We start from the raw sequence: 25882 nt of genomic DNA, 5'->3' as shown, positions 1-25882 counted from the left end.
CCGTTTGCCTAGCCTACGCTGTAACCTTCCTCACGCCGTTGTGCAGAAGCGTTGTTTGCATCTTTCAGGTTGATCCTCCCATATCTCAGAAAACACCACAGACAGGATCGCCCCCATGCTGCGCAAATTCATGATCGCACTGACATTGCTCACGCTGCCGACCGCCACGCTCGCCGCGTGGAAGACTTCTGCCCCCGAAGTCTGGGACATCTGGGAAGGCCACAATCCTGCCAATGCCAAGCCGGTTGATCACAGTACATGGGACAAGTTGTTGAAGAAATATGTTCGTCAGGATCAAAACGGCCTCAACCGCTTTGCCTATTCCAAGGTTTCCGCCGCAGACAAGGCTGCGCTGAACACCTACATCGGGCAGCTCAGTCAGATCGAAATCACTGACCGAGCCCGCCCGGTACAGCTGGCCTATTGGATCAATCTTTACAACGCCCTGACCGTCAAAGTGATCCTTGACCATTACCCGGTCAAATCCATCCGCGACATCGACACTTCGGGACTTTTCTCAAACGGTCCTTGGGGGTCAGAACTGATCACCATTGAAGAAGCTGACCTTGCATTGGACGACATCGAACACGCCATCCTGCGTCCAATCTGGAAAGACCCGCGCATTCACTACGCGGTCAATTGCGCCTCGGTCGGATGCCCCAACCTTCACAATCAGGCTTTCACCGCCAAAAACGCCAACAAACTGATGGATAAGCTGGCCCGCGATTACATCAACAGCCCGCGCGGACTGGCCGTGAGTAACGGTAAAATCACCGTCTCCAAGATCTACAAATGGTTTACCTATGACTTCGGCAATTCCGAGGCCGCCGTTCTGAACCATCTGGCCAAATATGCCGATTCCGAGCGCAAGGCTGCGATCACACAAATCGGCCGTATCCACAACAGCGCCTATGACTGGTCCCTGAACGAATAACCCCCTTGCGCCAAGCACTTGGCGGTGGTTCATAGGGTACATGCCCCATGCCGTAACCACCGCCATTCTGATCGTTCTGGGCAGCGTAGCTGCCCTCGGCGGTGAATGGCTAGGCCTGCCCTTGCCCTATCTGATCGGGCCACTGGTGCTCAGCGGATTGATCACCACCATCCTGCCGCGCCGGCTGCCCGACGCCTATCACTTCCCCTATTGGCTGCGCCTGATCTTCATCGCTGTCATCGGCGTGATGATTGGGGCACGGATCACACCCGAATTGTTCGCCCTCACTCCCGCGCGGATTGCCGGTCTGACGGCAATCGCGATCTTCGTCCCGTTGGCCCACGCATATAGTTACGCAATCTTTCGCAAGCTTGGGCGGTATGACCATGTCACCTCCTTCTACGCCGGTGCGCCCGGGGGTCTCTATGAATCATTGGCCCTGGGCGAGGAAATGGGCGCCGACATGGCGCGCCTGACCCTGCAACAGTTCCTGCGCCTGATCCTGGTGGTCACCGCCCTGCCCTTTGGCATCTCGCTCTGGGTCGGCAGCCCCGTTGGCAGCGCCGGGGGCATGACCATGGCAGAGGCCAACATCGCCCTCACTGACCTGCCTCCGACCATCGCGGTCATCGCGGCTGGCCTTCTCGCTGGCCTCTATATCCCGCTCCCAGCAAAGCAACTGACCGCTCCGCTTGTGTTGGCGGCGATTGTAACGCTGACAGGTCTGGTGGATTTAAACCTGCCGCAATGGCTGATCAATGTTGCACAGATTGTGATTGGTACAGCGCTTGGCAGCCAGTTCGCTGGGCTGAACCGGAGGCAACTGCAAAAGGGTATCCTGCTCTCTCTGGTCTCAGTTGGCGGTATGCTCATCATGGCCGCCGGATTTGCCTCTGCCCTGCACCATTACACTGGCCAGCCCTTTGATGCCCTGTTCATCAGCTTCTCCCCTGGCGGCGTGACCGAAATGGCACTCGTTGCCCTCAGCCTCAATGCCAGCCCCACCCTTGTCACCCTGCACCACGTCTGGCGCATCCTGCTGACGGTCATCGGCCTGTCGATCAGCGCGCGTATGATGCGGCGTCAGCTTTGACATATTAGCCGGGTCAGCTTATCTGAACATATGTTCAGTTAAGGGATCTGGTATGAAACTCGACCAAACCGCCGCCATCATCACCGGTGCCGCTTCCGGTCTCGGGGCCGCCACCGCCCGGTATTTCCGCAGCCAGGGCGCGCAAGTCACGATATTGGACCGCGATGTGGAGGCAGGCAGCGCACTCGCCCAAGACATCGGCGCGCAATTTGTCGAAGTCGATGTGACCGATGAGAACTCGGCTCAACAAGCACTTGCCTCCGCCAGTGCGCAGATGGGCAGGATCACAGCCGCGATCAACTGCGCTGGCATCGCCATTGGCGAAAAAACCCTCGGCCGCGACGGCCCGCATGATCTGGCCGCCTTCCAGCGCACCGTCGATATCAACTTGATCGGCAGTTTCAATATCGCCCGCCTCGCCGCTGCTGAAATCGCCCAGAACTCCCCCGCCCAGGACGGCACCCGTGGTGTGATCATCAACACCGCCTCCATCGCTGCTTTTGACGGCCAAAAGGGACAAGCCGCCTATGCCGCATCCAAGGGCGGCATCGTCGGCCTCAGCCTGCCCGTGGCTCGCGATCTGGCACGCGACGGCATCCGGGTGATGGCGATTGCTCCAGGCATTTTCCTTACCCCGATGCTGCAAGGACTGCCGCAAGAGGTTCAGGACACACTCGCGCAGGATGTAACCTGCCCCAAACGTCTGGGTGACCCAAACGAGTACGCCAAACTGGCCGGTTTCATCGTCGAATGTGATTATCTGAACGGCGAGGTCATCCGCCTCGATGGCGCACTCAGAATGCAATAAGGCCCATATTCAGAGTTTTGTACAAAACCCGTGTACAACTTTTACAAGTTGTATGTTTCATTCAGGCCCCCGCTTCGGCCTTCTCCGCCAGTTCCAGCCACTCTTCCTCGGCCGCCATTAGCGCTTCTTGCCGTTGGCTTAACGCCTCTGTCGCCTTCTTAAACTTCACCGGCTCGCGCGTGAACAGCTCCGGATCCGCCATCAACTCTTCCAGTTTGGCAATCTCGGCATTTAGCCGATCCATCTCACTGGGCAGCTTTTCCAAACGGTGCTTTTCAGTAAAAGACATGCTATTTTGCGGCGTTGCCTTTGACTTTGCCCCTTTGTCCTTAGTCTTTGTTTCTTCTTTAGAATCTTTACGATCAGATGCGCCTGCTTCATACTTTTGCGCCTGATAATCAGACCACCCTCCGGCATAAGCCACCGCCTGACCGTTACCCTCCATCGCAACAGTGATGGTGGCGACACGATCCAGAAAGTCACGATCATGGCTAACCAGCAGCACCGTGCCATCGTAGTCGTCCAGCAGTTCCTGCAGCAGGTCCAGCGTCTCAATATCCAAGTCGTTGGTTGGTTCATCCAACACCAACAAATTACTTTCGCGGGCCATCAGTTTAGCTAGCAAAAGTCGGGCTTTTTCCCCACCAGACAAGGACTTAACCGGTGCTCGGGCCTGCCTTTCGTCAAACAAAAACGCCTTAAGATAGCCCACAACATGCTGTGGCTGGCCACGCACCATGATTTGGTCCGACTGCCCGGAAATTCGCATTTCATCATCAGCTGTCAGATTATCCCAAAGACTTTGCTCAGGGTCCAGTCGCGCCCTAGATTGATCAAACACTGCCTTATGCAGCTTTGTACCCAATCCAACGGTACCATTGTCCGGTTCAATCTCTTTCAGCAGCATTTTAAGCACTGTGGTTTTGCCCACACCATTTGGACCAACAAAAGCCACCCGATCGCCGCGCTGAACTTTGAGATCAAAATCTGACAAGATGACCTTATCGCCATAAGTCTTTGATATACCTTTAGCTTCGATCACCTTTTTGCCCGACTTCGGGCCGCTATCCAACGCCATAGCGGCACCACCTTCGCGTTTAATCTGGGCCGAACGCTCCGCGCGTAGTTCCTGCAAAGCGCGCACCCGGCCTTGGTTCCGCTTGCGTCGTGCACTGATCCCTTCAACAGCCCAACGGGCCTCGGCTTTGATCTTGCGGTTCAGCTTGTGCCGGGCTTGGTCCTCCTCGTCCCAGATCTTATCACGCCAGGCTTCAAAGCCTTCGAAACCGGTTTCTTGGCGCCGCACCATTCCCCTGTCAATCCAAAGGGTTGCGCGGGTTAGCGCACGTAAGAAAGCGCGGTCGTGGCTGATAAGAATATAGGCAGAGCGGGTTGACTTCAGCTCCTGCTCCAGCCAGTTGATAGCCTCGATATCCAAATGGTTCGTCGGCTCGTCCAGCAGCATCAATTGCGGTGCTTCAGCCATTAATTTGGCGAGTGCCGCCCGACGCCGCTCCCCACCAGAGGCGGTTGCAACAGGACGGTCGGGATCAAACTTCAACCCTTCACCGGCCATTTCAACCCGGTACATCTCGCCCGGATCCAAAGCACTGGCCGCATAATCGCCCAGCGTTTCAAACGCAGACAAATCCGGATCTTGCTCCATATATCCCACGCTGATGCCGGCAGGGACTACGCTTTTGCCCTGATCTTGCTCGACCAACCCAGCCATGACCTTCATCAGGGTTGACTTGCCAGAGCCATTGCGCCCGACCAGCGCCACCCGATCACCGGGCTGCACCACAAGGGAGAGGTCATGAAACACCGGCTCGCCGCCGAATGTCAGGGAAATATCGTTAAGCTGAAGAAGGGGTATACGTACCATGTTCTGCCGCTATCGCGACAACCCTGCGCCGTCAAGCTATTGCGCCACCGCCCGCAACAATCGTTTGCGCGCCGCCGGAATTGATTTGATCTCGAGCCCCGTAAAAACATGCAAAGTATCCATATGGTTATCCACCACCGCATGATCTGAGACCCATCCGCCCATTAGAAGGTATGTGCGCAGCAAGGGCGGCATGCGCGACATCGCCAATTTGGCATCTGGTTTGCGCCACCGCAGAATTTGCGCAAAACGGAACACGGCAGGTGCCTTGACCCTTGGCAACCATCTGCGGGGGGCTAGATGGCGATCTTTCAACATCGCAAAAGAATCTGTATAGGTGTCAGAGTCCGTGCCCTTGAATGACGAACATCCAAACAACATTTCTATATTATTATCATCCACATAACGGGTCATTGCTCCCCAGGCGACACGCAGAATATCGGGATCATTGTGATCCGGATGTATACAGAAACGTCCCAATTCAACCATCGATCCCTGAAAATCGCTCAAGGCGGACAACTCGTAAAACTGCGCCGAGTAGCTGTGTCCAATTTCCGACCCATTTGACAAAGGCAAAATGCGAAAACAGCACGTCAGTTTGCCGGTTTTAACTTCGCGAATAAGGACATGTGTGCAGATCTTGTCAAATACGTCGGCATCCAAATTCTGTGACATATCCCCCGCATCACGGAACACCATATAACGCAAGGCCTGCGCCGCCCGAACATCGGCTTCTGATTCGGCGATTGTGGCGACATAGCGTGCGGTTTGAATTGGCGACATACCTTTCACACCTCAACAGTTAAGCAAGACATGTTCTGCTTAACATGAAAAATATGACAAGATCGCGACGTTAGTTCAAGATGTCGCTGGGATCGAAGTTGCCGATATTGCCGAGCAGTTGCTTGAGGAAGCCTCGCCCCTTAACTGACGTTTCCGTCACGCGCCGTGCGAGCGGCACAATATTACCGTCCGCCAAGCTAAAGCGTTCAATATTTTTAATAGTGTCAGACTCATTGAAACTGATCGCAAGAACCTGACGCTCAACAACTTCTGGTTTTTTTACACCGTATTTCCGGATGCGACTGCGAATATAGTAGTAATCTCCATCGCTACGGACGCCCGATGTCGACGGGGCACCGATCACATCATCAACGGTTGCCCGGTTATCCACACCAACCACCAGATCAGCGAGTTCTTCTTCGGGTGGCACATAGCCATGATTGCTATATTGTGCGCTACATCCTGTAACAGCGATCAAACCCAACACGCCCAGACCGGACAGAACCCTTTTTTTGACTGCGAACATCACTGCCCTCTTGAACTCGGCCCCATGGGCCTTTTATCCCGCTTACAACAAGGTGGCCTACCGGTTCAAGAAACTAGAGACCAAAGAACATGCAAGATCAGACCCACACGACGACCTCCTACTACGTTGCAAAGCTGTCTCCGCACAAGCCTGTTGCGTTCAAATTGACGCCAGATTCGGCGAAATGCGATGCAATCGCACAATCACTAGGCCTGGAAGGGCTGCGAAAACTGCGATTTGCTGGCGAATTGAAAGCCAGCGGCAAGGCGAATTGGCTGATCAGCGCTGAACTTGGCGCAACCATTGTTCAGCCGTGCATCGTCACACTCGCCCCTGTTACCACCCGTATCGACCAATCGGTCTCACGGCTATTCGTGAAGAAGATGCCTGAGCAACAATTAACCGGTGATGGGTTCGAGATGCAAGAAGACGACACCCTCGAACCACTGGGCGAGGTTATCGATATCGAATCAATTATGATCGAGTCGCTCGCACTAGCGCTCCCTGACTACCCAAGATCCGAGAATGGGGCGCTGGAACAGCAAAACTTTGCCGAACCCGGTGTCACACCCATGACCGATGAAGATACACGCCCCTTTGCAGGGCTCTCAGCCCTAAAAGCAAAGCTGGAAAAGCCGGAATAGGCGTGGCAAAAAAACACTTGCCCCTTGGCGAATTCACTGTATTTTCGCGCTCTCACGGGATTTGGACTTGAATCAGGCACTCTTGACCGATTAAGAGCCCGATCAAGCTGTTAACACGGGTCTGCTGACCCACTAGAATTGAGGTTGCGACATGGCCGTCCAACAAAACAAAGTATCGAAATCACGTCGCAACAACCGTCGCGCGCATGACGCACTGGTTGCTGCGAACCCAAATGAGTGCCCAAACTGCGGTGAGCTGAAGCGCCCACACCACGTTTGCGGTGCTTGTGGTCACTATGCAGACCGCGAAGTCGTCGCGATGGCAGACGAAGTCGATCTGGAAGACGACGCAGCCTAATTTAAACAGGGATTGGCGTCCGCATGACTTCTGCCTTGGATCAGTCCAACGCTCAAAGCGGACGCATAGTTATCTCTGTTGACGCCATGGGTGGAGATCAAGGACCGGCAGCAGTTGTTGCCGGTATTTCCAGTTCTGCGCAAATAAACCCAGACATTGCGTTTATTCTACACGGCCCCAAAGACGAGCTGAAACGGCTAGTTGCCCGCAAGAAAAATCTTGCAGGGCGGTGCGAACTTCGCGATGCGCGTGATGTCGTTCAGATGACTGACAAACCCAGTCAGATCATGCGTCAGGGCAAAGACACATCGATGTGGTCAGCCATCGAATCTGTGCGAAATGGCGAGGCAACGGTTTGTGTGTCGTGCGGCAACACCGGCGCACTGATGCTGATGTCTGTGGTACGCTTACGCAAACTGCCGGGGATTTACCGCCCCGCGATCGCCGTGCTATGGCCCTCTCAGAACCCGCAAAACTTCAACATCATGCTTGATGGTGGTGCTGACATTCGCGCCGATGCCAAGGATCTTATGCAATATGCGCTGATGGGCACATCTTATGCCCGCAACGGATTCGGGCTGGAACGCCCCCGTGTCGGTCTGTTGAACGTAGGCACAGAGGAACACAAAGGCCGTTCTGAACTGAAAGAGGCCTATGATCTGATCGCAGCCAATGCGCACAACGCAGATTTCGATTTTGTCGGCTTCGTCGAAGGGCGCGATTTACCTGGGACTACATGTGACGTGATTGTGACTGACGGCTTTACCGGTAATGTCGCCCTGAAAACCGGCGAAGGCACAGCTGGCCTGATTTCGACCCTGCTGCGAGAAGCGTTTAAGTACAGCCCTCTCTCACGTCTGGCCTCGGTTCTGGCCTATACATCGTTGCAACGCTTGAAAAAGCGCGTTGATCCACGCCGCGCCAATGGCGGCGTATTCTTGGGCCTCAATGGCACAGTAGTGAAATCTCACGGCGCAGCTGATGCAACTGGCGTTTCCGCAGCTGTGAAACTGGCGTATCAGCTGGCTGAGACTGGTTTTACTGAAAAGCTCGCTGCACGGGTTGCATCTGCTTCGCTGCTTGAGCAGGATGGCCCAACCGAAATCTCAAACGACGGTGAAACTGAATGACTATACGCGCCGTTGTCGAAGGCGTCGGGCACTATCTGCCAGAGCGCATTGTTCCGAACTCGGAATTTGAAAAGATACTCGATACCACAGACGAATGGATTCGCACGCGATCCGGCATCGAACAGCGCCATTTTGCGGCTGAGGGACAATTGACCTCGGACTTGGCTATCAGGGCAGCAACGATGGCTCTGGCAAACGCCGGTTTGCAAGCGGATGACATAGACGGCGTTATCGTTGCCACCTCAACCCCTGATCTGACCTTCCCCTCTGTTGCGACAATGGTTCAACAAGGCTTGGGAATGACACGCGGATTTGGCTTTGATGTTCAGGCCGTCTGTGCAGGGTTTGTGTATGCCTTGACCAATGCCAATGCGATGGTGGTATCGGGTCAGGCCAATCGCGTGCTTGTGATTGGTGCAGAAACTTTCAGCCGGATCATGGACTGGACCGACCGCGGGACTTGTGTGCTCTTTGGAGACGGCGCCGGTGCTCTGATCCTGTCTGCGCAAGAAGGGAATGGCACAACTGATGATCGTGGGATTCTGTCTGCTGATTTGAACTCCGATGGCCGTTATCGCGACATGCTTTTCGTTGATGGCGGTGTCTCCTCCACAGGCACTTCGGGCAAGCTGCGCATGCAGGGCAACGCCCTCTTCCGCCAGGCGGTAGAGAAGCTGGCCAGCACCGCAGAGGCGGCACTGGATAAGGCCGGACTGGCAAGCGGCGATATCGACTGGATCGTTCCCCATCAGGCCAATATCCGCATCATTCAAGGCACCGCCAAGAAGATGGGGATCTCGATGGATAACGTCGTGGTGACCGTACAGAATCATGGCAACACTTCTGCCGCATCGATTCCCTTGGCCCTGTCCGTTGGTGTATCCGAGGGCAAAATCAAGCGAGGCGATCTGGTTTTGACCGAGGCAATCGGCGGCGGATTGGCCTGGGGCGCGGTGATTCTGCGCTGGTAATCCCCTAAGTAACCGGGAATTATCGCTTAAACTGCCTCTGCCAAGTCGTTGACATTGACTCGTAAATTCCTTCCGCCCTAAAGTCGTACAACAGTCGGAGGGGATTTCATGAGTGATAAAACATTAACCCGAATGGATTTGAGCGAGGCCGTCTTTCGCGAAGTGGGCCTGTCGCGAAATGATTCTGCCCAGTTGGTCGAAAGTGTTCTCGATCACATCTCTGATTCCCTTGTGAAAGGGGAGCAGGTCAAAATCTCTTCCTTTGGGACGTTCTCTGTCCGCCAAAAAACGGCCCGCGTAGGTCGTAACCCCAAAACCGGCGAAGAAGTCCCGATCAATCCGCGCCGCGTTCTGACCTTCCGCCCTTCACACCTGATGAAGGACCGCGTTGCCGCAGGGAACAAGAAATAACATCGGGAAACGGTTATGGCCAAATCCGCCGATGCCTTTCGAACAATCAGCGAAGTCGCCGACTGGCTTGATACACCTGCCCATGTGCTCCGATTCTGGGAAAGCAAGTTCAGCCAAATCAAACCGGTGAAACGCGCAGGCGGGCGACGGTACTATCGCCCCAATGACATGCGGTTGATCGGTGGTATCAAGAAGCTGCTGCATGACGATGGAATGACCATCAAAGGCGTGCAAAAGATTCTGCGTTCTGAGGGCATCAAACATGTGACTGCCCTTTCCCAACCCCTAGATGACGGTGATGCCGCCACGTTGTATGGTCCTGCTGAACCCGCTTCAGTGTCAAAAGTTGTGGAGCAACCGAGTGCTCCTGAGACTGTAGCACCTCCTGAAGCTCAGGCGAGCACTGTGCAGAAAAGCCCTGAAACGGAGACCGCCGCCGAGCCTGTAATCGCAAGTACGCTACAGGAACCATCTCCTGAACAAATGCCGGTGATGACACCTTCCAAAGAAGCGGTGAAAGCGGAAGCCCCAGCGTTCCGCCCTGCCAAGGTCACGGTCCCAAATGATCCCAGTGACGATATTACTACAACGTCCGGTGCGCTTAGCGCTCTTGCACAGCTTAATCGCGCTCTTTCTGATAAAGAAATCATCGCCCTTGCCCCGATTGCTGAACGGCTACAAGCCGTAGCAAACCGCCAGAAGAGCAAGGCAGCAAGCTAACGTGGAAATTTTGGGAATTCCCTCTTGTTCCCGGTGCGAAATGCGGTATGTAACGCCAATCGTCGGGCTATGGCGCAGCCTGGTAGCGCGTCCGTCTGGGGGACGGAAGGTCGCAGGTTCGAGTCCTGCTAGCCCGACCATTTTCAAAACCGCCCGCCCGTTTCTTGGGCGGGTGTTTTTGTATCTGCATCTTGGCGTCGAGGGAGAACGCACATGAAAACCGGCGTTTTGTCAGATCGGCAAATCAACCAGATGATTGCCGAAGGTGGTATCTCGGCTTCCTCCCCCATCCTGGACGAGCAAATTCAGCCTGCATCTCTCGATTTGCGCCTAGGCGACATTGCCTATCGCGTGCGCGCCTCGTTCCTGCCCGGTAAGTCCTCAACGGTATCTGAGCGGCTGGAAGAACTGACGATGCACCAGATCCCTCTGGCAGGCGGTGCCGTACTCGAAAAAGGCTGTGTCTATGTCGTGCCATTGATGGAACAGCTGCGGTTGCCCGTGGGCATGACGGCCGCCGCCAGTGCCAAAAGCTCAATCGGACGCCTTGACTTGATGACCCGAGTCATCACTGATCAGGGCATCGAATTTGATCGCGTACCCGAAAGCTATGATGGACCGCTGTATGCCGAGCTTTGCCCACAGAGTTTTTCCGTCGTGGCGCAGCCTGGGCAGCTGCTGAACCAGATTATATTCCGGCAAGGCAAGACCATCCTGTCAGACGAAGAATTGCTCGAGGTTCATCATCGAACGCCCATCGTTTCGGGCGAACCTGTGATTTCAGATGGGTTGGGGTTTTCAGTCGATCTGAAACCGAAATCCGGCAACCTCGTCGGATATCGTGCCAAACGCCACACCGGCGTCGTGGATCTGTCAAAACTCGCCCATTACAACCCTTCTGAGTATTGGGAAGAAGTTCACACCACAGACGGCCGTATCATCCTTGATCCCGGCGCGTTCTACATTCTCGTCAGCCGCGAGGCGATCGCCATCCCGCCAGACTGCGCTGCTGAAATGGCCCCTTATCTGGCGATGGTCGGTGAATTCCGCGTACACTATGCGGGCTTTTTTGATCCGGGCTTTGGATTCGATGCTGCTGGAGGATCAGGCTCTCGCGGCGTCCTCGAAGTGCGTTGCCATGAAGCACCATTTGTATTGGAACATGGTCAGATCGTAGGCCGCTTGGTTTATGAAAAAATGGATGAAATCCCGCAGCAACTTTATGGCACGGATATAGCTTCGAATTATCAGGGTCAGGGCCTGAAACTCTCTAAGCACTTCAAAAGCTGACTTTGCATTTGATCAAGGGCGCGGCTGATCTGTGGTGATAGGAGCAAACGGTCGAAACCCGATCAGTCTTCGAACAACTCGCTTTGCCCCTCTTCCGTTGCTTCTGCTGCGTCTTCGTCGCCTTCGCCCAACTGCGGCATGGCCCCCGGCGGTGGGCGGTTGTCCAGCAGTCCGGCAGAGCGCAGTTCCTTCAACCCTGGCAGATCGCGCGCGTTTTCTAGACCAAAATGATCGAGGAAGCCCTGCGTGACAACAAACGTCACCGGACGACCCGGAGTCATCTTACGGCGTCCAAAACGGATCCACTCCATTTCCAGCAGTTGATCCACAGTCCCGCGCGAGACTGAGACTCCGCGGATCTCTTCTATCTCTGCCCGCGTGACCGGCTGATGATACGCAATAATCGCCAAGGTCTCGATCGCAGCACGGCTGAGCTTGCGGATCTCAACCGTTTCCTTTTGCATAAGAAATCCAAGATCTGGTGCAGTGCGCATGGCCCAGGCATCCCCGACCTTCTCAACACTCACACCCCGCCCCTCATACCGCTTGCGCAAATGCACCAAGGCTTCGGCCGCGTCACAGCCGTGTGGCATGCGGGCTTCGATTTCCTTCACCGTGACCGGCTCAGCCGTAGCAAAAAGGATCGCCTCACACATGCGTTCTTGTTCGGCAATTGGTGGCGCCTCAAACAGGCTTTCTTCTTGTGTAACACTCTCTTCGGACATCAATTGTCTTTCTTGCGGCGCAGCTCAATCGGCGCAAATGTTTCGGATTGGCGGATGTCGACCATGCCCTGTTTGGCCAATTCTAATGAGGCCGCAAATGTCGAGGCAGTTGCACTGCGCCGCCGGCCGGGCTCGGATGTGAAATCATCCGGTAAATAGCTGATGATATCAGTCCACGTCCCAGCAAAACCGATCAGCCCCCGCATGCGTTCCAGGGCCTGCTCCATGGTAAAAATTGCATCGCGATCCATGACATAGGGGCGAAACTCATCTTTGGTTCTGATCCGGGCATAGCCTTGCATCAGATCCAGCAGCGTGGCCGTGTAGGTCACTTTCTTCACGCGTTCAACGTTTTCAGGAATACCCCGTGCAAAGAAATCCTTGCCCAGTTGATCCCGCGCCATCAGCTTGGCGGCGGCATCGCGCATGGCCTGTAAGCGCTCCAACTGGAACGCCAAGTGCGCTGCGAGTTCCTCGCCCGAAGGCCCCTCTTCGGTTGGATCAGGAGGCAGCAGCAGGCGAGACTTGAGAAACGCCAACCACGCCGCCATCACCAGATAGTCCGCGGCCAATTCCAATCGCAAACGTTTAGCCTTTTCAACAAAGGCCAAATATTGCCGCGCAAGTTCCAAAACTGAGATTTTGCGCAAATCAACCTTTTGCGTCCGGCTGAGGGTCAGCAACAGGTCCAACGGACCTTCAAACCCATCAACATCCACGATCAACGCTTCGGAGGCGATGCGCTCCGCCACCGATTCCGTTGTGCTCATCTCATCAAATGTTTCGTCAGCCATCCGCGCGCCTGTTACTCAGCGCCTCCAGCTTCGCCTCTATGGCCGCAATGTCAACCTCTTGCGAGGCTTTCCGCGCGCTCAGCGCCCGTTCTGCACGCACTTCCGCGATCTCAGTCATCTCGCCGGACGCTTCAGCCACTTCGGCGCGTTCGGTCAAAGTTCCATTGCAGTGCAGGATCACGTCGCATCCGGCGTCCAACGAGGCACTCGATAAGTCCGCAAGAGACCCTTTTAGCGCTTTCATCGATATATCATCGGTCATAATCAACCCATCGAAACCAATCTGATTACGAATGATGTCCATCATTATCGGTGACGTGGTTGCCGGGCGCTGATCAACCGCCTCATAGACTAGATGCGCGGTCATCCCCATCGGCAGGTCATTCAGCGCCTTGAACGGTGCAAAATCCACGGTGTCTAACTCTGAGCGAGGTGCATTGACTACGGGAAGATCAAAGTGGCTGTCCGCAGCGGCTCGACCATGGCCCGGAATGTGCTTCGCAACGGGCAGAACACCACCATCCAAATGACCATCCGCCACAGCTCGGCCAATCGCCGCAACTTGAGCCGGATCCGTGCCATAACAGCGGTTTTTCAAAAACGGGTGGGTTTTATCGCAAGCCACATCAATGAGCGGCGCACAATTGCTGTCGATACCCAGATCAAGTAGCTCATGCGCCATGATCCGTGAACGGATGTACATCGCCTCAACAGCGGCATCCCCTGCTGCAACCACATGATCCAACGGTGGCAGCCATTCACGCCACAAAGGCGCCCGCAGGCGCTGCACGCGCCCGCCCTCTTGATCGATAAGGATTGGCGCATTATGCCCCGCGGCCTCGCGCATTTCAGCACAAAGCGCGCGAATCTGATCCGGCGTGTCGATATTGCGTGCAAAGAGAATAAAACCAAATGGCCTAGATTTGGAAAATAGCGCCTTTTCTTCAGATGTTAACCGCAATCCCTCTGCATCCAGAATGCAGGCCCCGTAACGGCTCATCGGCTGACAACCGGGATACAGTCCGCCCCTTCCGACACTAACGCAGAACAGAATCGGCGTGCATCGCTCAGATCCGAGAACCCATGCGCGCGTAGACGATAGAACACACGCCCGCCGCTGGTCGCCTTTTGCACCACACGTTGCTTGCCTTCGAGGTAATCGCCGAACTTGCCAGACAAACGTTCCCACTCGGACCGGGCAACCGCATCGCTTTCATAGGCTCCTAGCTGCGCCAGACGTGTACCAGCCGGAATATTGGCCGGATCAAGATCCAGTGCTAACTTTGGTGCCTCTGTTGCAACCGGCTTAGCTGTGTTCAAGCTTGCAGGGCGCAATTGTGGGCGCAGGGATTTGGCCAAGCCGGCTTTGATCACCTTGGCCTCGGGCTTTTCGTCTTGAGTCACCTGCAGAACCGCCAGTTCAATTTGGTTGGCCGCAGGCTTGGCGATTTCTTCAGGCTCCGATGAGGCCCCCGCCACCGTTTCCCCCTGCAAATCATCAAGGTCCAGTTCCAACGGTTCGGGTGCTAGAATTAGCTGTTCAGCTGGGCCTTCAGCAATGCCTTGGGCTGCCACATTATTCACGGCCAAACCTTGGTTCAACGCGGGTTTTCCGCCCGGATCCTCTGGCGCTTCGCGCATCGGCCCTTCGGCTGCACGCACAACTGGAACGCCGCTCACATCCCGCACCAGCAGGTCATAACCCCACATACCAAGGCCCGCGATCAATGCCAAAGACATCCCCGCACCTAAAAAATTGGTTGCTTTGCCAACTGCGCCGCCCCGGCCGTCATGGACCTCGGACTGAATTTCCTGATAACTCGCCATTTTACTGCCTCGCTGCCACCGGCGGTAAAATGTCTAGCCGGGGATCACTGAACTGCCTCACCCCGGCGATTATCGGATGTCTTAGCGCATCTCTTCTGCCGGTGTTACGCCTAGAATACCAAGACCAGCAGAAATAACAACGGCTACGGCACAAGCTAGGGCGATTTTTGCCTGTGTACCCGCAACATCTGCCTCATCAAGGAAGCGCAATTCGGGTTTATCATTGCCCCGATTCCACAGCGTATGCAGCTCGCTTGCCAGATCATAAAGGTAGAAGGCAACGCGATGCGGCTCATTTGTGCGACCCGCAATCTCAACCAAACGCGGCCACTCGGCCAGTTTTTTCATAGTATTGAGCTGCGCAATATCCGAAAGGCCAGACAGGTCTGCATTGGCAATCGTGGCATCATCCAGATCAACCCCAGCCTCACGCGCCTTGCGCATCACTGAATTGATCCGTGCATTGGCGTATTGAACGTAAAACACCGGGTTGTCTTTGGATTGTTCCAACACCTTGTCAAAATCAAAATCCAGCGGCGCATCGTTCTTGCGGGTCAGCATTACAAAGCGGGTCACATCCGCGCCCACCTGATCCACAACGTCGCGCAGGGTCACAAAGGTCCCTGCCCGCTTGGACATCTTGAACGGCTCACCATTTTTGTAGAGCTTCACCAGCTGCGTCAGCTTAATGTCCAATGACACCTTGCCATCAGACAAGGCCGAAACAGCAGCTTTCATCCGCTTCACATACCCACCGTGATCCGCACCAAACACATCAATCAGCGCGTCAAAGCCGCGTTCAACCTTGTCATAGTGATAGGCAATGTCAGGCGCAAAATAGGTCCAGGCGCCATCGGATTTTTTCACTGGGCGGTCTACATCATCACCGTGTTCGGTCGATTTGAACAGGGTCTGCTCGCGAGGCTCCCAATCCTCTGGCTTCTTACCTTTCGGCGGCTCCAAAACCCCCTCGTAGATCAGGCCTTTGTCTTCCAGCGCTTTCAGTGCCGCCTCGATCCGGCCTGTGCCATAAAGCGACTTTTCACTGTAGAAATGGTCCATCTCAACGCCAAGCGCCTTCAGGTCGGCCCGGATCAAATCCATCATCTGTTCGGTGGCGTAGTTACGGATCTCTTCCAGCCAGACGCCTTCAGGTTGATCAACGTAGGCATCGCCGACCTTGTCCTTGAGCGCCTCGCCCACAGCGATCAGGTAATCGCCGGGATATGTGCCATCCTCAAACGCCACCTCTTGGCCATGGGCTTCTAGATACCGCAGATAGACCGACCGTGCCAAAACATCGACCTGCGCACCGCCGTCGTTGATGTAATATTCGCGGGTGACATCAAAGCCGACAAAATCCAACAAGCTGGCCAAGGCATCGCCAAAGACCGCACCGCGGGTGTGCCCCACGTGCAACGGTCCGGTTGGATTGGCGCTGACATATTCGACGTTGACCTTTTGACCCGCACCCATGTCAGACCGGCCAAAATCATTGCCTGCGGCTAGAGCCGCGCGCACAACGCCGTGCCACAGGCTATCCGCCAAACGCAGGTTAAGAAACCCCGGCCCGGCCACCTCGGCCGAGGTGATGCGCGCATCTTCGGACAGCAATACTGCCAGCTTGTCCGCAATGTCACGGGGTTTCATCTTGGCTGGCTTGGCCAGAACCATCGCAGCGTTGGTCGCCATATCCCCATGGGCAGCGTCACGTGGCGGTTCAACAGCCACGTTTTTCAGGTCCAGCCCTTCAGGCAAATCGCCTGCCGTCTGCATTTTTGCCAGCGCATCCAGCACCAGTTCCCGGATTTCGGTAAAGAGGTTCATTTCGACGTCCTTGTACTTCGCAGGCCGGTTTATCACTGACAGCCCGCGCGTCAATGCAAACAGCCCATGTTTTATACGCCGTGGCGCTCTCGGGTGCTCTCGATACCGCCCAACAGCCGCGCATGTTGTTCCAAGGCAAAGCGGTCGGTCATGCCGGATAAGTAATCACTGACCAGGCGCGCCAGCGCGGTATCACCCTGCGCCTGTGCCACGTCCTCTTGCCAGCGGACAGGCAGCAGATCGGAATGCGCCATATAAAAAGGGAACAATTCCTCGACAACTCGGGTCACATCTTGCCGCATCCGCATGACTGATGGAGCGCGGTACATCCGCGTGAACAAGAATTCGCGGATTTCCTTGAGTTGGGCAAACAAAGCATCCGAAAACCGGATTACGGGCCGCCCCAGATGGCGAATGTCAATTACATCCTTTGGTCCAGCGTCGATCAAGATCGCCTTTGAGGTATCGATCACATCCCCCACCATAACGCCAAAGACGCGCCGCAGCGCTTCGTGTCGCCTGCGATAATAATCCAGTCCAGGGTGCAGTGTATCGACTTCTGCATAGCAATCACCTACAACCGGTAGCCCCCGAATATCTTCTTCGGTGAAAAGTTCGGCGCGCAACCCGTCGTGCAAATCGTGATTGTTATACGCAATATCATCTGCAAGGGCCGCCACCTGCGCCTCTGCGCTGGCATGAGTGTGCAATTCCAGATCGTGTCGCGCGTTATACTCCGTCAACGCCCAGGGTAAATCCCCCTGCACCGGGCCATTGTGCTTAGCGATGCCTTCCAGCGTCTCCCACGTCAGGTTCAACCCATCAAATCCGGCATAATGCCGTTCCAGCGACGTCACAATCCGCACAGCCTGCGCGTTGTGGTCAAATCCGCCATAGGGGGCCATCAATGCATCCAGTGCATCCTCTCCGGTATGGCCAAAGGGCGTATGCCCCAGATCGTGCGCTAGCGCGATGGCTTCGGTCAGCTCCTGGTTCAACCCTAAAGCCCCGGCAATCGTCCGGGCCACCTGCCCGACCTCAATGGAATGTGTCAGACGGGTGCGAAAATAGTCGCCTTCGTGCTCAACAAAAACTTGTGTCTTGTGTTTGAGCCTTCGAAACGCGCTGGAATGGATAATTCGGTCGCGATCCCGTTGAAAACACGAGCGAAACGCGCTCTCATCCTCACTCACCAGCCGCCCCCGCGCCTGTGCCGGATTGGCCGCATAGGGTTGATACATCTCAACTGTCCTTGTCGTGTCTGCCCAAGACCCATATATTGCAGTTTGCACAACAATGGAAAGATCAGGACGGCGCGATGCAATTGCCCCCAAAAGTCACAGACCGCGCATTTGAACGCCTGTCAGAGATCGGCGCTAACGAACAGGGTCAGGCCCTGCGGATCGCCGTAGAGGGCGGTGGCTGTTCCGGCTTTCAGTATGAGATCAAGCTTGACGAACCTGCGCAGGATGATTTGGTCCTAGAAGGGCAAGGCGAAAAGGTCGTGGTCGATTCCATCTCGTTGCCATTCCTGACCGGTGCTGTGATTGATTTCACCGAAGAACTGATCGGAGCAAGGTTCACAATCGAGAATCCGAATGCGACAAGTTCTTGCGGGTGCGGCACATCTTTCTCAATGTAACAATTGGTTACGATTAAATGTTAACTTACTCCGCTGCGATGATTGCGGTTTCTTCAGTTAGCTGTAACTGAAGGTATATCAACCACAAACCAGCTCCCACAACAATCGCCGCCCCAGTGTAGACTCCAATGGCTGGATGTTCGCCAAAGATGAAAAACCCAATACCCACCATCCAAGCGAATTGTACATTCAATAGGGGCGTCACCACATAGGCCGGGATTTTTTGCAGGGCCGAAACCAGAACCCAGCGGGCCGCAAACAGGCATATCCCGTAAAGAACAGCCCAGCTAAAATCATGCCACGACATTGGGCTGTAGACGAACGGCAAAGCCAGTGCCATCACCATCATCAGCGCAAAATTGGGGTAAAACACCTGTGCCAGAATGTTGTCTTCCCGCAAGCCAATATAGCGCGACAAAACCATTGATACTGTTCCACAAATCACTGCGACAGTGGCCGCTAAATGCCCAGTACTTAATGCATATATGCCTTCAGGGAAAAGAAAGAAAACCCCTATCAGCCCCATCGCCAATGCCCCCCAAACCTGCGGGCGCACTGATTCCTTCAGGACAGGGCCAGAAATCAAGGCAGCCATCAATGGAATCATCGCCGTGAACAAGAACACATCCGCAAATGGCAGCAGTTTGAACGCATAGAAAAATGAAATCGTACCCATAACCGTGGTGGCGCTCCGGATTAGCATGGCATCGGGGCAAGAGGTTCTGAGTCCCCTTACCCCATCTCTCCGCATCATCCCAATCAGGCTCAACCCAGCAACGATCCCCCCCGACAGGGCAAAGAGTTGTGGCGCCGCGTAGGATGTGGCAATAAATTTCGTAATCCCATCTGCACCCGAAATCAGAACCGAATACAGGATAGCCAACCCTACGCCGCTGAGCGTTGTCCAAATGGTCGTGCCGCGCGTCATCATTTCCTCTCCTGCAGGTCCGTACGCGAAAATCCGGAGAAAAATTCGTCAAACTTGTCGATTGAGGCCTCTGCAGCGTTCAACACCGCCCGCGCATCGTCAGAGAGCGCCTCGGATAGTGCACTGCGCATCTTCTCCCAATCCGACGACCTTGCCCCATCCATGCCGTACATCTGTTCCGACATGTCCCGCAGCGGCCCACGTCCCGGATCTGCCTGAATGAACCGCACCAACCCGTCTGGAATTTGATGAGCGAACCCTCCTAAGCCATTGACCCGCATGAACCAATTTACCATTAGGAACTGATGATAATCATCATTTTGCGCCGCATGTGGAACATCTTGCAGAACGAAATTCCTCGCCTGTTCTGACAGCCATGATTTCCATATCTGCGGCGATTCCTGGCCGGCAAAGCGCAGGGCGATACAGATTTCGGCGAGCAGATCGACGTTTAAATCCAGATAAGCTAAAGTGCCGGAAAACCGTAAACTATCGATGAATTCCGCATCCAACTGCGGATCCACCCGGCCGTACTCGGACAGGTAAAACACGATGTGCGTCAGCTCGTAGGCAGCTTTCTTATTCGGTATCGAAAATGTGGTGCGGCGGCCCGCAAAGCTCCGCAGGCGCTCTTCAAGCCCTTCGTCCCCGGCCAGTGGATCAACACCTCGGCGCAAACATAACCGTCGGGCCTCGGCTCTTTGCAAATCTGACAGCTCTGACTGTGCCAGCCCCTGTTCGGCGACCCATTGCGCCAGTGTTGCGCCTTTACCTCCCTCTATACCAAGATCTTCTAGGTCCATACAGATCGACAGCAAAAACCTGTAATACTGTGGGAAAAACCCGATGCGACGTTCAAGGCTTTCGTAAAATTCGGCGTAAACATCCAATGCTTCGATCGGCAATATAGCGTCGCTGCTTTCCAATACATTCAGGGCTTCTGCATTTTCCTTGAGCCAGAATACATCTTCCCCGTTCCTGCGGTCTTGGGCAAAGCAGCGTAGCAAAGCGGATTGCCGCGCAGCTTTATCGTTTTGGCGAAACGGGACATCCAATTTTATTATCATGCCCATGGGTTCGATCTCCATTGTGTCAATAACAGGCTGAATGCCCCGTTTCAGTCCGGCTTACAGGCTTGAAGTAAACATCTCGCAGCCGTCGCCCTCTTCTGCGACTTCTGCCACCAGCGACGAAGTGAATGCACCAACTGCTTCGCCCTGCGTCACAGTTGGAGCCAGCGAAGATGTAAACATCTCGACACTCTCACCTGCACCAGCAAAGGCAACAATATTTGGGCCCAAGGACGACGTGAACATCTCAACACCTTCTCCGGTGGTAATGACGGCTGCCGCAGATGGGTTCAGGCTGGATGTGAACATTTCCACCGCCTCACCAACATCCATGCAATCAGACAGAACCGGACCCAGTGACGATGTGAACAGACCGGTTTCCTCCCCGCTATGCAGGCTGAGAGCGCAAACCTCTGAAATAACATATTCTGCTTTACGTTGTGCGAGCATTTATTTTCTCCCAGGATTAAGTTGCTACGCTAAAACGATCACACGTTTAAATTGTTTTGCAATGCCATTTTCTCGCCAATCCACTTATCCACACGGCGTGTAACAAATACTAAGATGGTATCGCCTTGGTTTTCCGTCCGAAAAGGCGGATACAGAATGTGGCAAAAAACTTATCCACACCCCCAATATATCGTGATACCGCTCTTCGCTTGCGCTTTATCGAGCGAATCAACCATAGGGTGATGGAGACCTGTTTCTCCGCGCGAACAGTCCCTTGCCAGTTTCATCTGGCTGGGCGATAGATGCGTAAAGGGCTTTGAGAGGTGCAACATGAAAATCGCCAGTTTCAACATCAACGGCATCAAGGCTCGGATCAAAGCGCTGCCGGATTGGCTGGACGAAGCACAGCCTGATGTCGCTCTGTTGCAGGAAATCAAATCGGTGGACGAGGCCTTTCCCCGCGAGCTTTTCGAGGAGCGCGGTTACCGGGTCGAAACCCATGGGCAGAAAAGTTTCAACGGCGTGGCTATCCTGTCAAAACTACCGCTCGAAGATGTCTCTCGCGGCCTACCTGGTGACGACAGCGACGAACAGGCCCGCTGGATCGAGGCCACCGTTATAGGCGACAAAACCGCCGTACGCGTGTGCGGCCTGTACTTACCCAACGGCAACCCGGTCGAGCTAGACAATGGCCAGCCTGTGCGCGGAGGTAAGTATGACTACAAATTGAAGTGGATGGAACGCCTGCATGCCCGCGCACAGGAATTGCTGGCTGCCGAAGAACCCTTCCTGATGGCTGGCGACTATAACATCATCCCGCAGGATGAAGACGCTAAGAAACCTGAAAGCTGGCAGGAAGACGCCCTCGCCCGTCCCGAAAGCCGCGCGGCCTTCCGCCGGATTCTGAACCTTGGCTTTACCGAGGCCTTCCGTGCCCGCACCCATGGACCCGGGCACTATTCGTTCTGGGATTATCAGGCTGGAGCCTGGCAACGTGACAATGGCATTCGGATTGACCATTTCCTGCTCAGCCCACAAGCCGCCGATATGATGATCGATTGTCAGATCGACAAAGAAATCCGCGGCCGTGAAAAACCCTCGGACCACGTACCCATCTGGGTTGAATTGGACGCCTGATGCCAGGGTTTGACGTTATCGTTGTCGGTGCGGGCCTGATGGGCAGTGCCGCAGCGCGTCATCTTGCCAAATCCGGGGCATCGGTCGCTATCATCGGCCCGGGCGAACCCGCTGATAAAGCAAACCACAATGGCGTTTTCGCCAGCCACTACGATCAGGCCCGCATCACCCGACAACTCGCCACCAGCGCCGACTGGTCACGCCTGTCGACCAATGCCATCAACCGCTATGCAGAGATTGAGCGAGAGAGCGGGCTGCAATTCTATCACGAGGTCGGAGCAATGATGGCTGGCCCGGGTTCGGGCTCCATGGCGAGATACATCAGTAGCGTTGAGGCGGTAAACGCCAGCCACAACATACAAGCACTTCGATATGAAGAACGTACGCTTCGGGAAGATTTCCCATATTTTGAATTCCCACTCGGTACCGTCGCGTACTTTGAGCCCAATAAAGCCGGCTACATCAACCCGCGGCAACACGTTCTGGCCGAACTCATCGCAGCAAAAAAAGCCGGTGCAAAACATGTGCAGGCAGAAGTTTCAAAGATTGATGAATCCTCTAACGGGGTCACTCTCACCACCACACAAGGCGAAACTTATCAGGCTCAGAAGGTCATTGTGGCGACCGGAGGGTTTTCCAAGCAACCTGGTCTATTGCCCAACACAGTTCCGCTAACCATTTACGCGCGCACCATCGCGTTTTTCGAACTTGATCAAGCCGAGTGCGAGAGATTGAAGGCCATGCCTTCTTTGATCTACGGCGGCGAAAACTTTACCGAGCGCGTGTATGTTCTACCGCCAGTGGTCTATCCAGATGGCAAGACCTATATCAAAATCGGCGGCGACCCGACTGATATAGCGTTGGAGACGGAACGAGACATTAAAGAGTGGTTGCGCTCTGATGGTAGCGCAGCAGTAGGCGAGCATCTGTCCCAAGAGCTCCTGAGTATCATGCCAGACCTCAGATTCCGCAGCGTTTCAACAGACAGCTGCGTCACCTCTATGTCCCCGACAGATCGGCCTCTGATCTATCCCCAAACAGATCGCATCATCGCCCTGACCGGCGGCAACGGTGCCGGGGCCAAATGCGCGGATGAACTTGGACGGCTTGGCGCGAAGATCGCAAACGGTCGATCTCTTAATGGCGAAGGCTACAATACCTGTTTCGCACCTGAAGGTTAACGTGCCAATTCACGCATGCCCCGATCCAAGCCCTCAAGCGTCATCGGCACCATGCGGTCCTCGAAGATATCGCGGATCATCTGGATCGATTGCGTATAGGGCCAGCTGCGCTCCATCACTGGGTTGATCCACAAATGATCAGGCCATTGCGTACGTGCACGTTCCAACCAAACTTGCCCGGCCTCGGCATTCCAGTGCTCGTTCGCGCCGCCGGGATAGGCAATTTCATAAGGTGACATCGACGCATCCCCGACGAAAATACATTTGTAATCAGACCCGTAGGTACGCAGCACTTCGTCTGTGGGTATCTGCTCATTCCAACGCCGGTTATTATCACGCCACACGCCCTCATACAGGCAATTGTGAAAATAATAATACTCCAGATGTTTGAATTCGGCGCGCGCGGCTGAAAACAGCTCTTCTACCAGTTTGATATGCGGGTCCATCGATCCGCCCACATCTAGAAACAGCACCACCTTAACCGCATTGCGCCGCTCTGGCCGGGTTTTCACATCCAGATAGCCTTGCTCGGCCGTCGCGCGAATGGTACCTTCGAGATCCAATTCCTCATCCGCCCCGTCCCGCGCCCATTGGCGCAAGCGTTTCAGCGCGACTTTGATGTTGCGTGTCCCCAGCTCGACCGTGTCATCAAGATTGCGAAATTCGCGTTTATCCCAGACCTTCACGGCGCGTTGGTGTCTGCTTTCACTCTGGCCAATACGCACGCCTTCAGGGTTGTAACCATAGGCCCCAAAAGGCGAGGTCCCGGCAGTGCCTATCCACTTGTTGCCCCCCTGATGCCGCCCCTGCTGTTCCTTCAGGCGCTCTTTCAGCGTTTCTATCAGCTTGTCAAAACCACCAAGCGCTTCGATCTCGGCCTTTTCTTCTGGACTGAGGAATTTCTCCGCCATTTTCTCCAGCCACTCTTGTGGCAGATCAACAGCGTTGACCACTTCGTCGATTGAGATCTTCTCAAGCCCTTCAAAGCTGGTGGCAAAGGCGCGGTCAAACCGGTCAATCAACCGCTCGTCTTTGACCATGGCGCTACGGGCCAGATAGTAAAACCCCTCGATATCATAAAGCACGATGTTGCGATTCATCGCCTCGAGAAACGTGAGGTACTCCCGCAAAGAGACCGGGATGCCTGCCTGTCTTAAGTTTTCAAAAAACGGCAGGAACATCTTCGGTCACACCGCGCTGCGATGAATAATCAGGGTCACGAAAAGCCCTGCAAGCGCGAATATCAAGCTGTAAACAAAGGCATATTGCAAAATGTCAGCAAGCTTTCCCTTACGTGCTTTCGCCCTAAATGCGCCCAGAAGTGCGCCAATGACTGCCCCGAAAATCACGAACATCTGCTGTCTACCTGTCTTTTATTGCCGCGGGCTTAGGGCCGATATTTCGCGCAGCTTCGCCCGAATAACCCAATCCGCGCCGAACCCGTATCGTGCCCAGCCGATACTGTCCAGACGTGCGGCATGCGCCTCTGTGGCGCGGCCCTGCATGTCCATGGCCTCGGCTTGCAATAGTAGCAACGTCGCCAGCAAAGAGGCATTCTCATAACGTTTGGCCACGGGGATCTGGGGGTTGACCAAAGACAACGCAGCCTTGGCATTGCCTTCGTTGATCGCGTGGGCAGCCAATTGCGAGGCGGAATAGGCCCGGTGTAACTCGGCTCCCGGTGTCTGGCTATAGAAGCGATTGGCAATCTGGAACTGCTGCTTAGCGAAAGCGGTGTTGCTGGATTGGGTGATCCGGCCCAGCGCAAAATGGCTGAACGCCCGACGGTGATCAGTCCACCCGGCTTTCTCTGCAGTGCGCAACGCGTTTTGCGCGGCTTTCTCGCGCTGTGCCGGGCGTGTTCCCGGGCCCAGCGCAGTTTGAATATCTTTCACCCAACTGCGTGGTGTCGCCGATGGATAGCGTGCCGCGATGTTTTGACCACGCGGATTGTATCGTGCCAGAATGCCGGGTATCCGCGCGGCCACTTCCCCGCGGCTCATGCCATTACGCAGCTCCGGTGCATAATAGGCCCGTAGCATCAGCATATCGAACCCGGTCAAGATGGTGTGCACATTGTCATCGTTGAACACACTGTCCGGCAACCGATAGAGATCATTCAACGGCCCCAGCGCCTGCGCCAACTCTTCATGTAGGCAATCGCGCACTTCCTGCGGGCTGGAGTCACTAGGTAAGAAGATCGCAAGCTTTTCGCGCTTCTCAAGCAGTCCCCAATTGGTTGCCTTGTTGTGCTTAGCACGGCGGTAATCGGATAGCTTATCTATATTGGGCACCACAAAGCAGGCCGCTTTGGGCAATTGCCGCTGGATCTGTGCTCGTGTCACAGCCTCAATTGTAATATTGGCTTGCGAACTATTAGTGCGGCGCACGTTTATCCCAGCCTCATTACGCAACCGGGCCAAAAGACGATCAAGATCCGAGACCAACGTCGGTACAGGTGTCCCCGTCACCCGCACGGTGATTGGCCCTTCAAACCGGGTGAAAACGTTCAAGTCACGCCCTGATTCCAAGCTAAAAGCCAGATCCAGAAAATCCCGCGTCATATCGCGGTTCGATCGCATCGGTGGAGAAGGCCGCGTGGGGCCAAAGGTTTTCATCGCGCGTAAGGATTTGGTATCAGGCACCGCCGCGCGTGTGGCGGGCTCTTGCGGTGCTCCGGTGTCACAGGCCACCAACGCCACACAGACCGGGATCATCCAAACTTTACGCACAGTGTTTCTTAGCGCC

General features: G+C 55.0%; 28 protein-coding genes and 1 tRNA gene. 14 read left to right on the top strand and 15 right to left on the bottom strand.

All coding sequences use genetic code 11. The features are described from left to right. Window positions 1–115: 115 nt before the first annotated feature. Genes ROA7450_RS02380 through ROA7450_RS02370 form a run of 3 tightly spaced genes read left to right on the top strand, consistent with a single transcriptional unit; the run spans window position 116 to window position 2835 of the window. Window positions 116–934: a DUF547 domain-containing protein gene (locus ROA7450_RS02380; RefSeq protein ID WP_085804052.1), complete on the top strand. Its 819-nt coding sequence runs from the start codon at window positions 116–118 to the stop codon at window positions 932–934. A 40-nt stretch (window positions 935–974) separates the two neighbouring features. After that, the gene (locus ROA7450_RS02375) at window positions 975–2027 is read left to right on the top strand and encodes an AbrB family transcriptional regulator (RefSeq protein ID WP_085804051.1); all 1053 of its coding nucleotides are present in this window, start codon (window positions 975–977) and stop codon (window positions 2025–2027) included. Window positions 2028–2079: 52 nt separating this feature from the next. Further along, window positions 2080–2835 (top strand): SDR family NAD(P)-dependent oxidoreductase, encoded by a 756-nt coding sequence (locus tag ROA7450_RS02370; RefSeq protein WP_085804050.1) that lies wholly within the window; start codon window positions 2080–2082, stop codon window positions 2833–2835. 61 nt (window positions 2836–2896) lie between these two features. Here ROA7450_RS02370 and ROA7450_RS02365 read toward each other — a convergent pair whose 3' ends face one another. The 3 genes from ROA7450_RS02365 to ROA7450_RS02355 form a co-directional block, all read right to left on the bottom strand. Then, entirely contained in the window at window positions 2897–4720 is a 1824-nt protein-coding gene (locus ROA7450_RS02365; RefSeq protein WP_085804049.1) for an ABC-F family ATP-binding cassette domain-containing protein, read from the bottom strand. Window positions 4721–4756: 36 nt separating this feature from the next. Continuing rightward, the gene (locus ROA7450_RS02360; protein ID WP_085804048.1) at window positions 4757–5503 is read right to left on the bottom strand and encodes a GNAT family N-acetyltransferase; all 747 of its coding nucleotides are present in this window, start codon (window positions 5501–5503) and stop codon (window positions 4757–4759) included. A 70-nt stretch (window positions 5504–5573) separates the two neighbouring features. Continuing rightward, window positions 5574–6029 (bottom strand): outer membrane protein assembly factor BamE, encoded by a 456-nt coding sequence (locus tag ROA7450_RS02355; RefSeq protein ID WP_085804047.1) that lies wholly within the window; start codon window positions 6027–6029, stop codon window positions 5574–5576. Between the two features lie 89 nt (window positions 6030–6118). Between ROA7450_RS02355 and ROA7450_RS02350 the strand changes: the two genes are divergently transcribed. The 8 genes from ROA7450_RS02350 (at window position 6119) to ROA7450_RS02315 (ending at window position 11553) form a co-directional block, all read left to right on the top strand. Further along, window positions 6119–6673, top strand: a complete 555-nt coding sequence (locus ROA7450_RS02350) for a YceD family protein (RefSeq protein WP_085804046.1) — start codon at window positions 6119–6121, stop codon at window positions 6671–6673. A gap of 151 nt (window positions 6674–6824) precedes the next feature. Beyond that, window positions 6825–7031, top strand: coding sequence for a 50S ribosomal protein L32 (rpmF, locus tag ROA7450_RS02345; RefSeq protein ID WP_085804045.1), 207 nt, complete (start codon window positions 6825–6827; stop codon window positions 7029–7031). A 23-nt stretch (window positions 7032–7054) separates the two neighbouring features. Further along, window positions 7055–8161 carry a phosphate acyltransferase PlsX gene (plsX, locus tag ROA7450_RS02340; protein ID WP_085804044.1) on the top strand — a complete coding sequence of 369 codons (1107 nt, stop codon included), beginning with the start codon at window positions 7055–7057 and terminating at the stop codon, window positions 8159–8161. Then, window positions 8158–9132, top strand: coding sequence for a beta-ketoacyl-ACP synthase III (locus ROA7450_RS02335; RefSeq protein ID WP_085804043.1), 975 nt, complete (start codon window positions 8158–8160; stop codon window positions 9130–9132). Before plsX ends, ROA7450_RS02335 begins: the two co-directional genes overlap by 4 nt. A gap of 108 nt (window positions 9133–9240) precedes the next feature. Continuing rightward, the gene (ihfA, locus tag ROA7450_RS02330) at window positions 9241–9543 is read left to right on the top strand and encodes an integration host factor subunit alpha (RefSeq protein ID WP_085804042.1); all 303 of its coding nucleotides are present in this window, start codon (window positions 9241–9243) and stop codon (window positions 9541–9543) included. A gap of 15 nt (window positions 9544–9558) precedes the next feature. Then, window positions 9559–10263, top strand: a complete 705-nt coding sequence (locus ROA7450_RS02325) for a MerR family transcriptional regulator (protein ID WP_085804041.1) — start codon at window positions 9559–9561, stop codon at window positions 10261–10263. 63 nt (window positions 10264–10326) lie between these two features. Then, window positions 10327–10403, top strand: a tRNA-Pro gene (locus ROA7450_RS02320). A 73-nt stretch (window positions 10404–10476) separates the two neighbouring features. Then, window positions 10477–11553 carry a 2'-deoxycytidine 5'-triphosphate deaminase gene (locus tag ROA7450_RS02315; RefSeq protein ID WP_085804040.1) on the top strand — a complete coding sequence of 359 codons (1077 nt, stop codon included), beginning with the start codon at window positions 10477–10479 and terminating at the stop codon, window positions 11551–11553. 62 nt (window positions 11554–11615) lie between these two features. On the opposite strand, the gene scpB is transcribed toward ROA7450_RS02315, so the two are convergent. From scpB to ROA7450_RS02285, 6 genes are all read right to left on the bottom strand, one after another. Continuing rightward, complete coding sequence (gene scpB, locus ROA7450_RS02310; RefSeq protein WP_085804039.1) at window positions 11616–12278, bottom strand: SMC-Scp complex subunit ScpB; 663 nt, start codon at window positions 12276–12278, stop codon at window positions 11616–11618. Further along, on the bottom strand, window positions 12278–13072 hold the full coding sequence (locus tag ROA7450_RS02305) for a segregation and condensation protein A (protein ID WP_085804038.1): 795 nt from the start codon (window positions 13070–13072) through the stop codon (window positions 12278–12280). Before ROA7450_RS02305 ends, scpB begins: the two co-directional genes overlap by 1 nt. Further along, entirely contained in the window at window positions 13065–14072 is a 1008-nt protein-coding gene (gene nagZ, locus ROA7450_RS02300; RefSeq protein ID WP_085804037.1) for a beta-N-acetylhexosaminidase, read from the bottom strand. Before nagZ ends, ROA7450_RS02305 begins: the two co-directional genes overlap by 8 nt. Then, entirely contained in the window at window positions 14069–14899 is an 831-nt protein-coding gene (locus ROA7450_RS02295) for an SPOR domain-containing protein (RefSeq protein ID WP_085804036.1), read from the bottom strand. Before ROA7450_RS02295 ends, nagZ begins: the two co-directional genes overlap by 4 nt. An 81-nt stretch (window positions 14900–14980) precedes the next feature. Next, window positions 14981–16726, bottom strand: coding sequence for an arginine--tRNA ligase (gene argS / locus ROA7450_RS02290; RefSeq protein WP_085804035.1), 1746 nt, complete (start codon window positions 16724–16726; stop codon window positions 14981–14983). A gap of 71 nt (window positions 16727–16797) precedes the next feature. After that, the gene (locus ROA7450_RS02285) at window positions 16798–17967 is read right to left on the bottom strand and encodes a deoxyguanosinetriphosphate triphosphohydrolase (protein WP_085804034.1); all 1170 of its coding nucleotides are present in this window, start codon (window positions 17965–17967) and stop codon (window positions 16798–16800) included. A 77-nt stretch (window positions 17968–18044) separates the two neighbouring features. Here ROA7450_RS02285 and ROA7450_RS02280 point away from each other — a divergent pair, with 77 nt between their 5' ends. Beyond that, entirely contained in the window at window positions 18045–18368 is a 324-nt protein-coding gene (locus ROA7450_RS02280) for a HesB/IscA family protein (RefSeq protein ID WP_085804033.1), read from the top strand. A gap of 25 nt (window positions 18369–18393) precedes the next feature. On the opposite strand, the gene ROA7450_RS02275 is transcribed toward ROA7450_RS02280, so the two are convergent. From ROA7450_RS02275 to ROA7450_RS02265, 3 genes are read right to left on the bottom strand one after another with little or no spacing between them, the layout of a single operon-like run. Continuing rightward, the gene (locus ROA7450_RS02275; protein ID WP_085804136.1) at window positions 18394–19296 is read right to left on the bottom strand and encodes a DMT family transporter; all 903 of its coding nucleotides are present in this window, start codon (window positions 19294–19296) and stop codon (window positions 18394–18396) included. Beyond that, the gene (locus tag ROA7450_RS02270; protein WP_234999384.1) at window positions 19296–20384 is read right to left on the bottom strand and encodes a DUF6902 family protein; all 1089 of its coding nucleotides are present in this window, start codon (window positions 20382–20384) and stop codon (window positions 19296–19298) included. Before ROA7450_RS02270 ends, ROA7450_RS02275 begins: the two co-directional genes overlap by 1 nt. 39 nt (window positions 20385–20423) lie before the next feature. Continuing rightward, complete coding sequence (locus tag ROA7450_RS02265) at window positions 20424–20816, bottom strand: DUF6749 family protein (protein WP_085804032.1); 393 nt, start codon at window positions 20814–20816, stop codon at window positions 20424–20426. 330 nt (window positions 20817–21146) lie between these two features. Here ROA7450_RS02265 and xth point away from each other — a divergent pair, with 330 nt between their 5' ends. Further along, entirely contained in the window at window positions 21147–21953 is an 807-nt protein-coding gene (gene xth, locus ROA7450_RS02260; RefSeq protein ID WP_085804031.1) for an exodeoxyribonuclease III, read from the top strand. After that, on the top strand, window positions 21953–23134 hold the full coding sequence (locus tag ROA7450_RS02255; RefSeq protein ID WP_085804030.1) for an NAD(P)/FAD-dependent oxidoreductase: 1182 nt from the start codon (window positions 21953–21955) through the stop codon (window positions 23132–23134). Before xth ends, ROA7450_RS02255 begins: the two co-directional genes overlap by 1 nt. On the opposite strand, the gene ROA7450_RS02250 is transcribed toward ROA7450_RS02255, so the two are convergent. From ROA7450_RS02250 to ROA7450_RS02245, 3 genes are read right to left on the bottom strand one after another with little or no spacing between them, the layout of a single operon-like run. Beyond that, window positions 23131–24315 (bottom strand): vWA domain-containing protein, encoded by a 1185-nt coding sequence (locus tag ROA7450_RS02250; protein ID WP_085804029.1) that lies wholly within the window; start codon window positions 24313–24315, stop codon window positions 23131–23133. The two genes, ROA7450_RS02255 and ROA7450_RS02250, sit on opposite strands and share 4 nt — an antisense overlap. A gap of 6 nt (window positions 24316–24321) precedes the next feature. Continuing rightward, complete coding sequence (locus ROA7450_RS21120; protein ID WP_200812913.1) at window positions 24322–24489, bottom strand: hypothetical protein; 168 nt, start codon at window positions 24487–24489, stop codon at window positions 24322–24324. Between the two features lie 18 nt (window positions 24490–24507). Beyond that, window positions 24508–25866 carry a DUF2927 domain-containing protein gene (locus ROA7450_RS02245; RefSeq protein ID WP_085804028.1) on the bottom strand — a complete coding sequence of 453 codons (1359 nt, stop codon included), beginning with the start codon at window positions 25864–25866 and terminating at the stop codon, window positions 24508–24510. Window positions 25867–25882 lie beyond the last annotated feature (16 nt).

This window comes from Roseovarius albus, from assembly GCF_900172335.1.
GTDB classification, from domain to species: domain Bacteria; phylum Pseudomonadota; class Alphaproteobacteria; order Rhodobacterales; family Rhodobacteraceae; genus Roseovarius; species Roseovarius albus.
The sequence above is the reverse complement of the archived record's forward strand: the minus strand, read 5'-3'. Positions and strand labels throughout refer to the sequence as shown.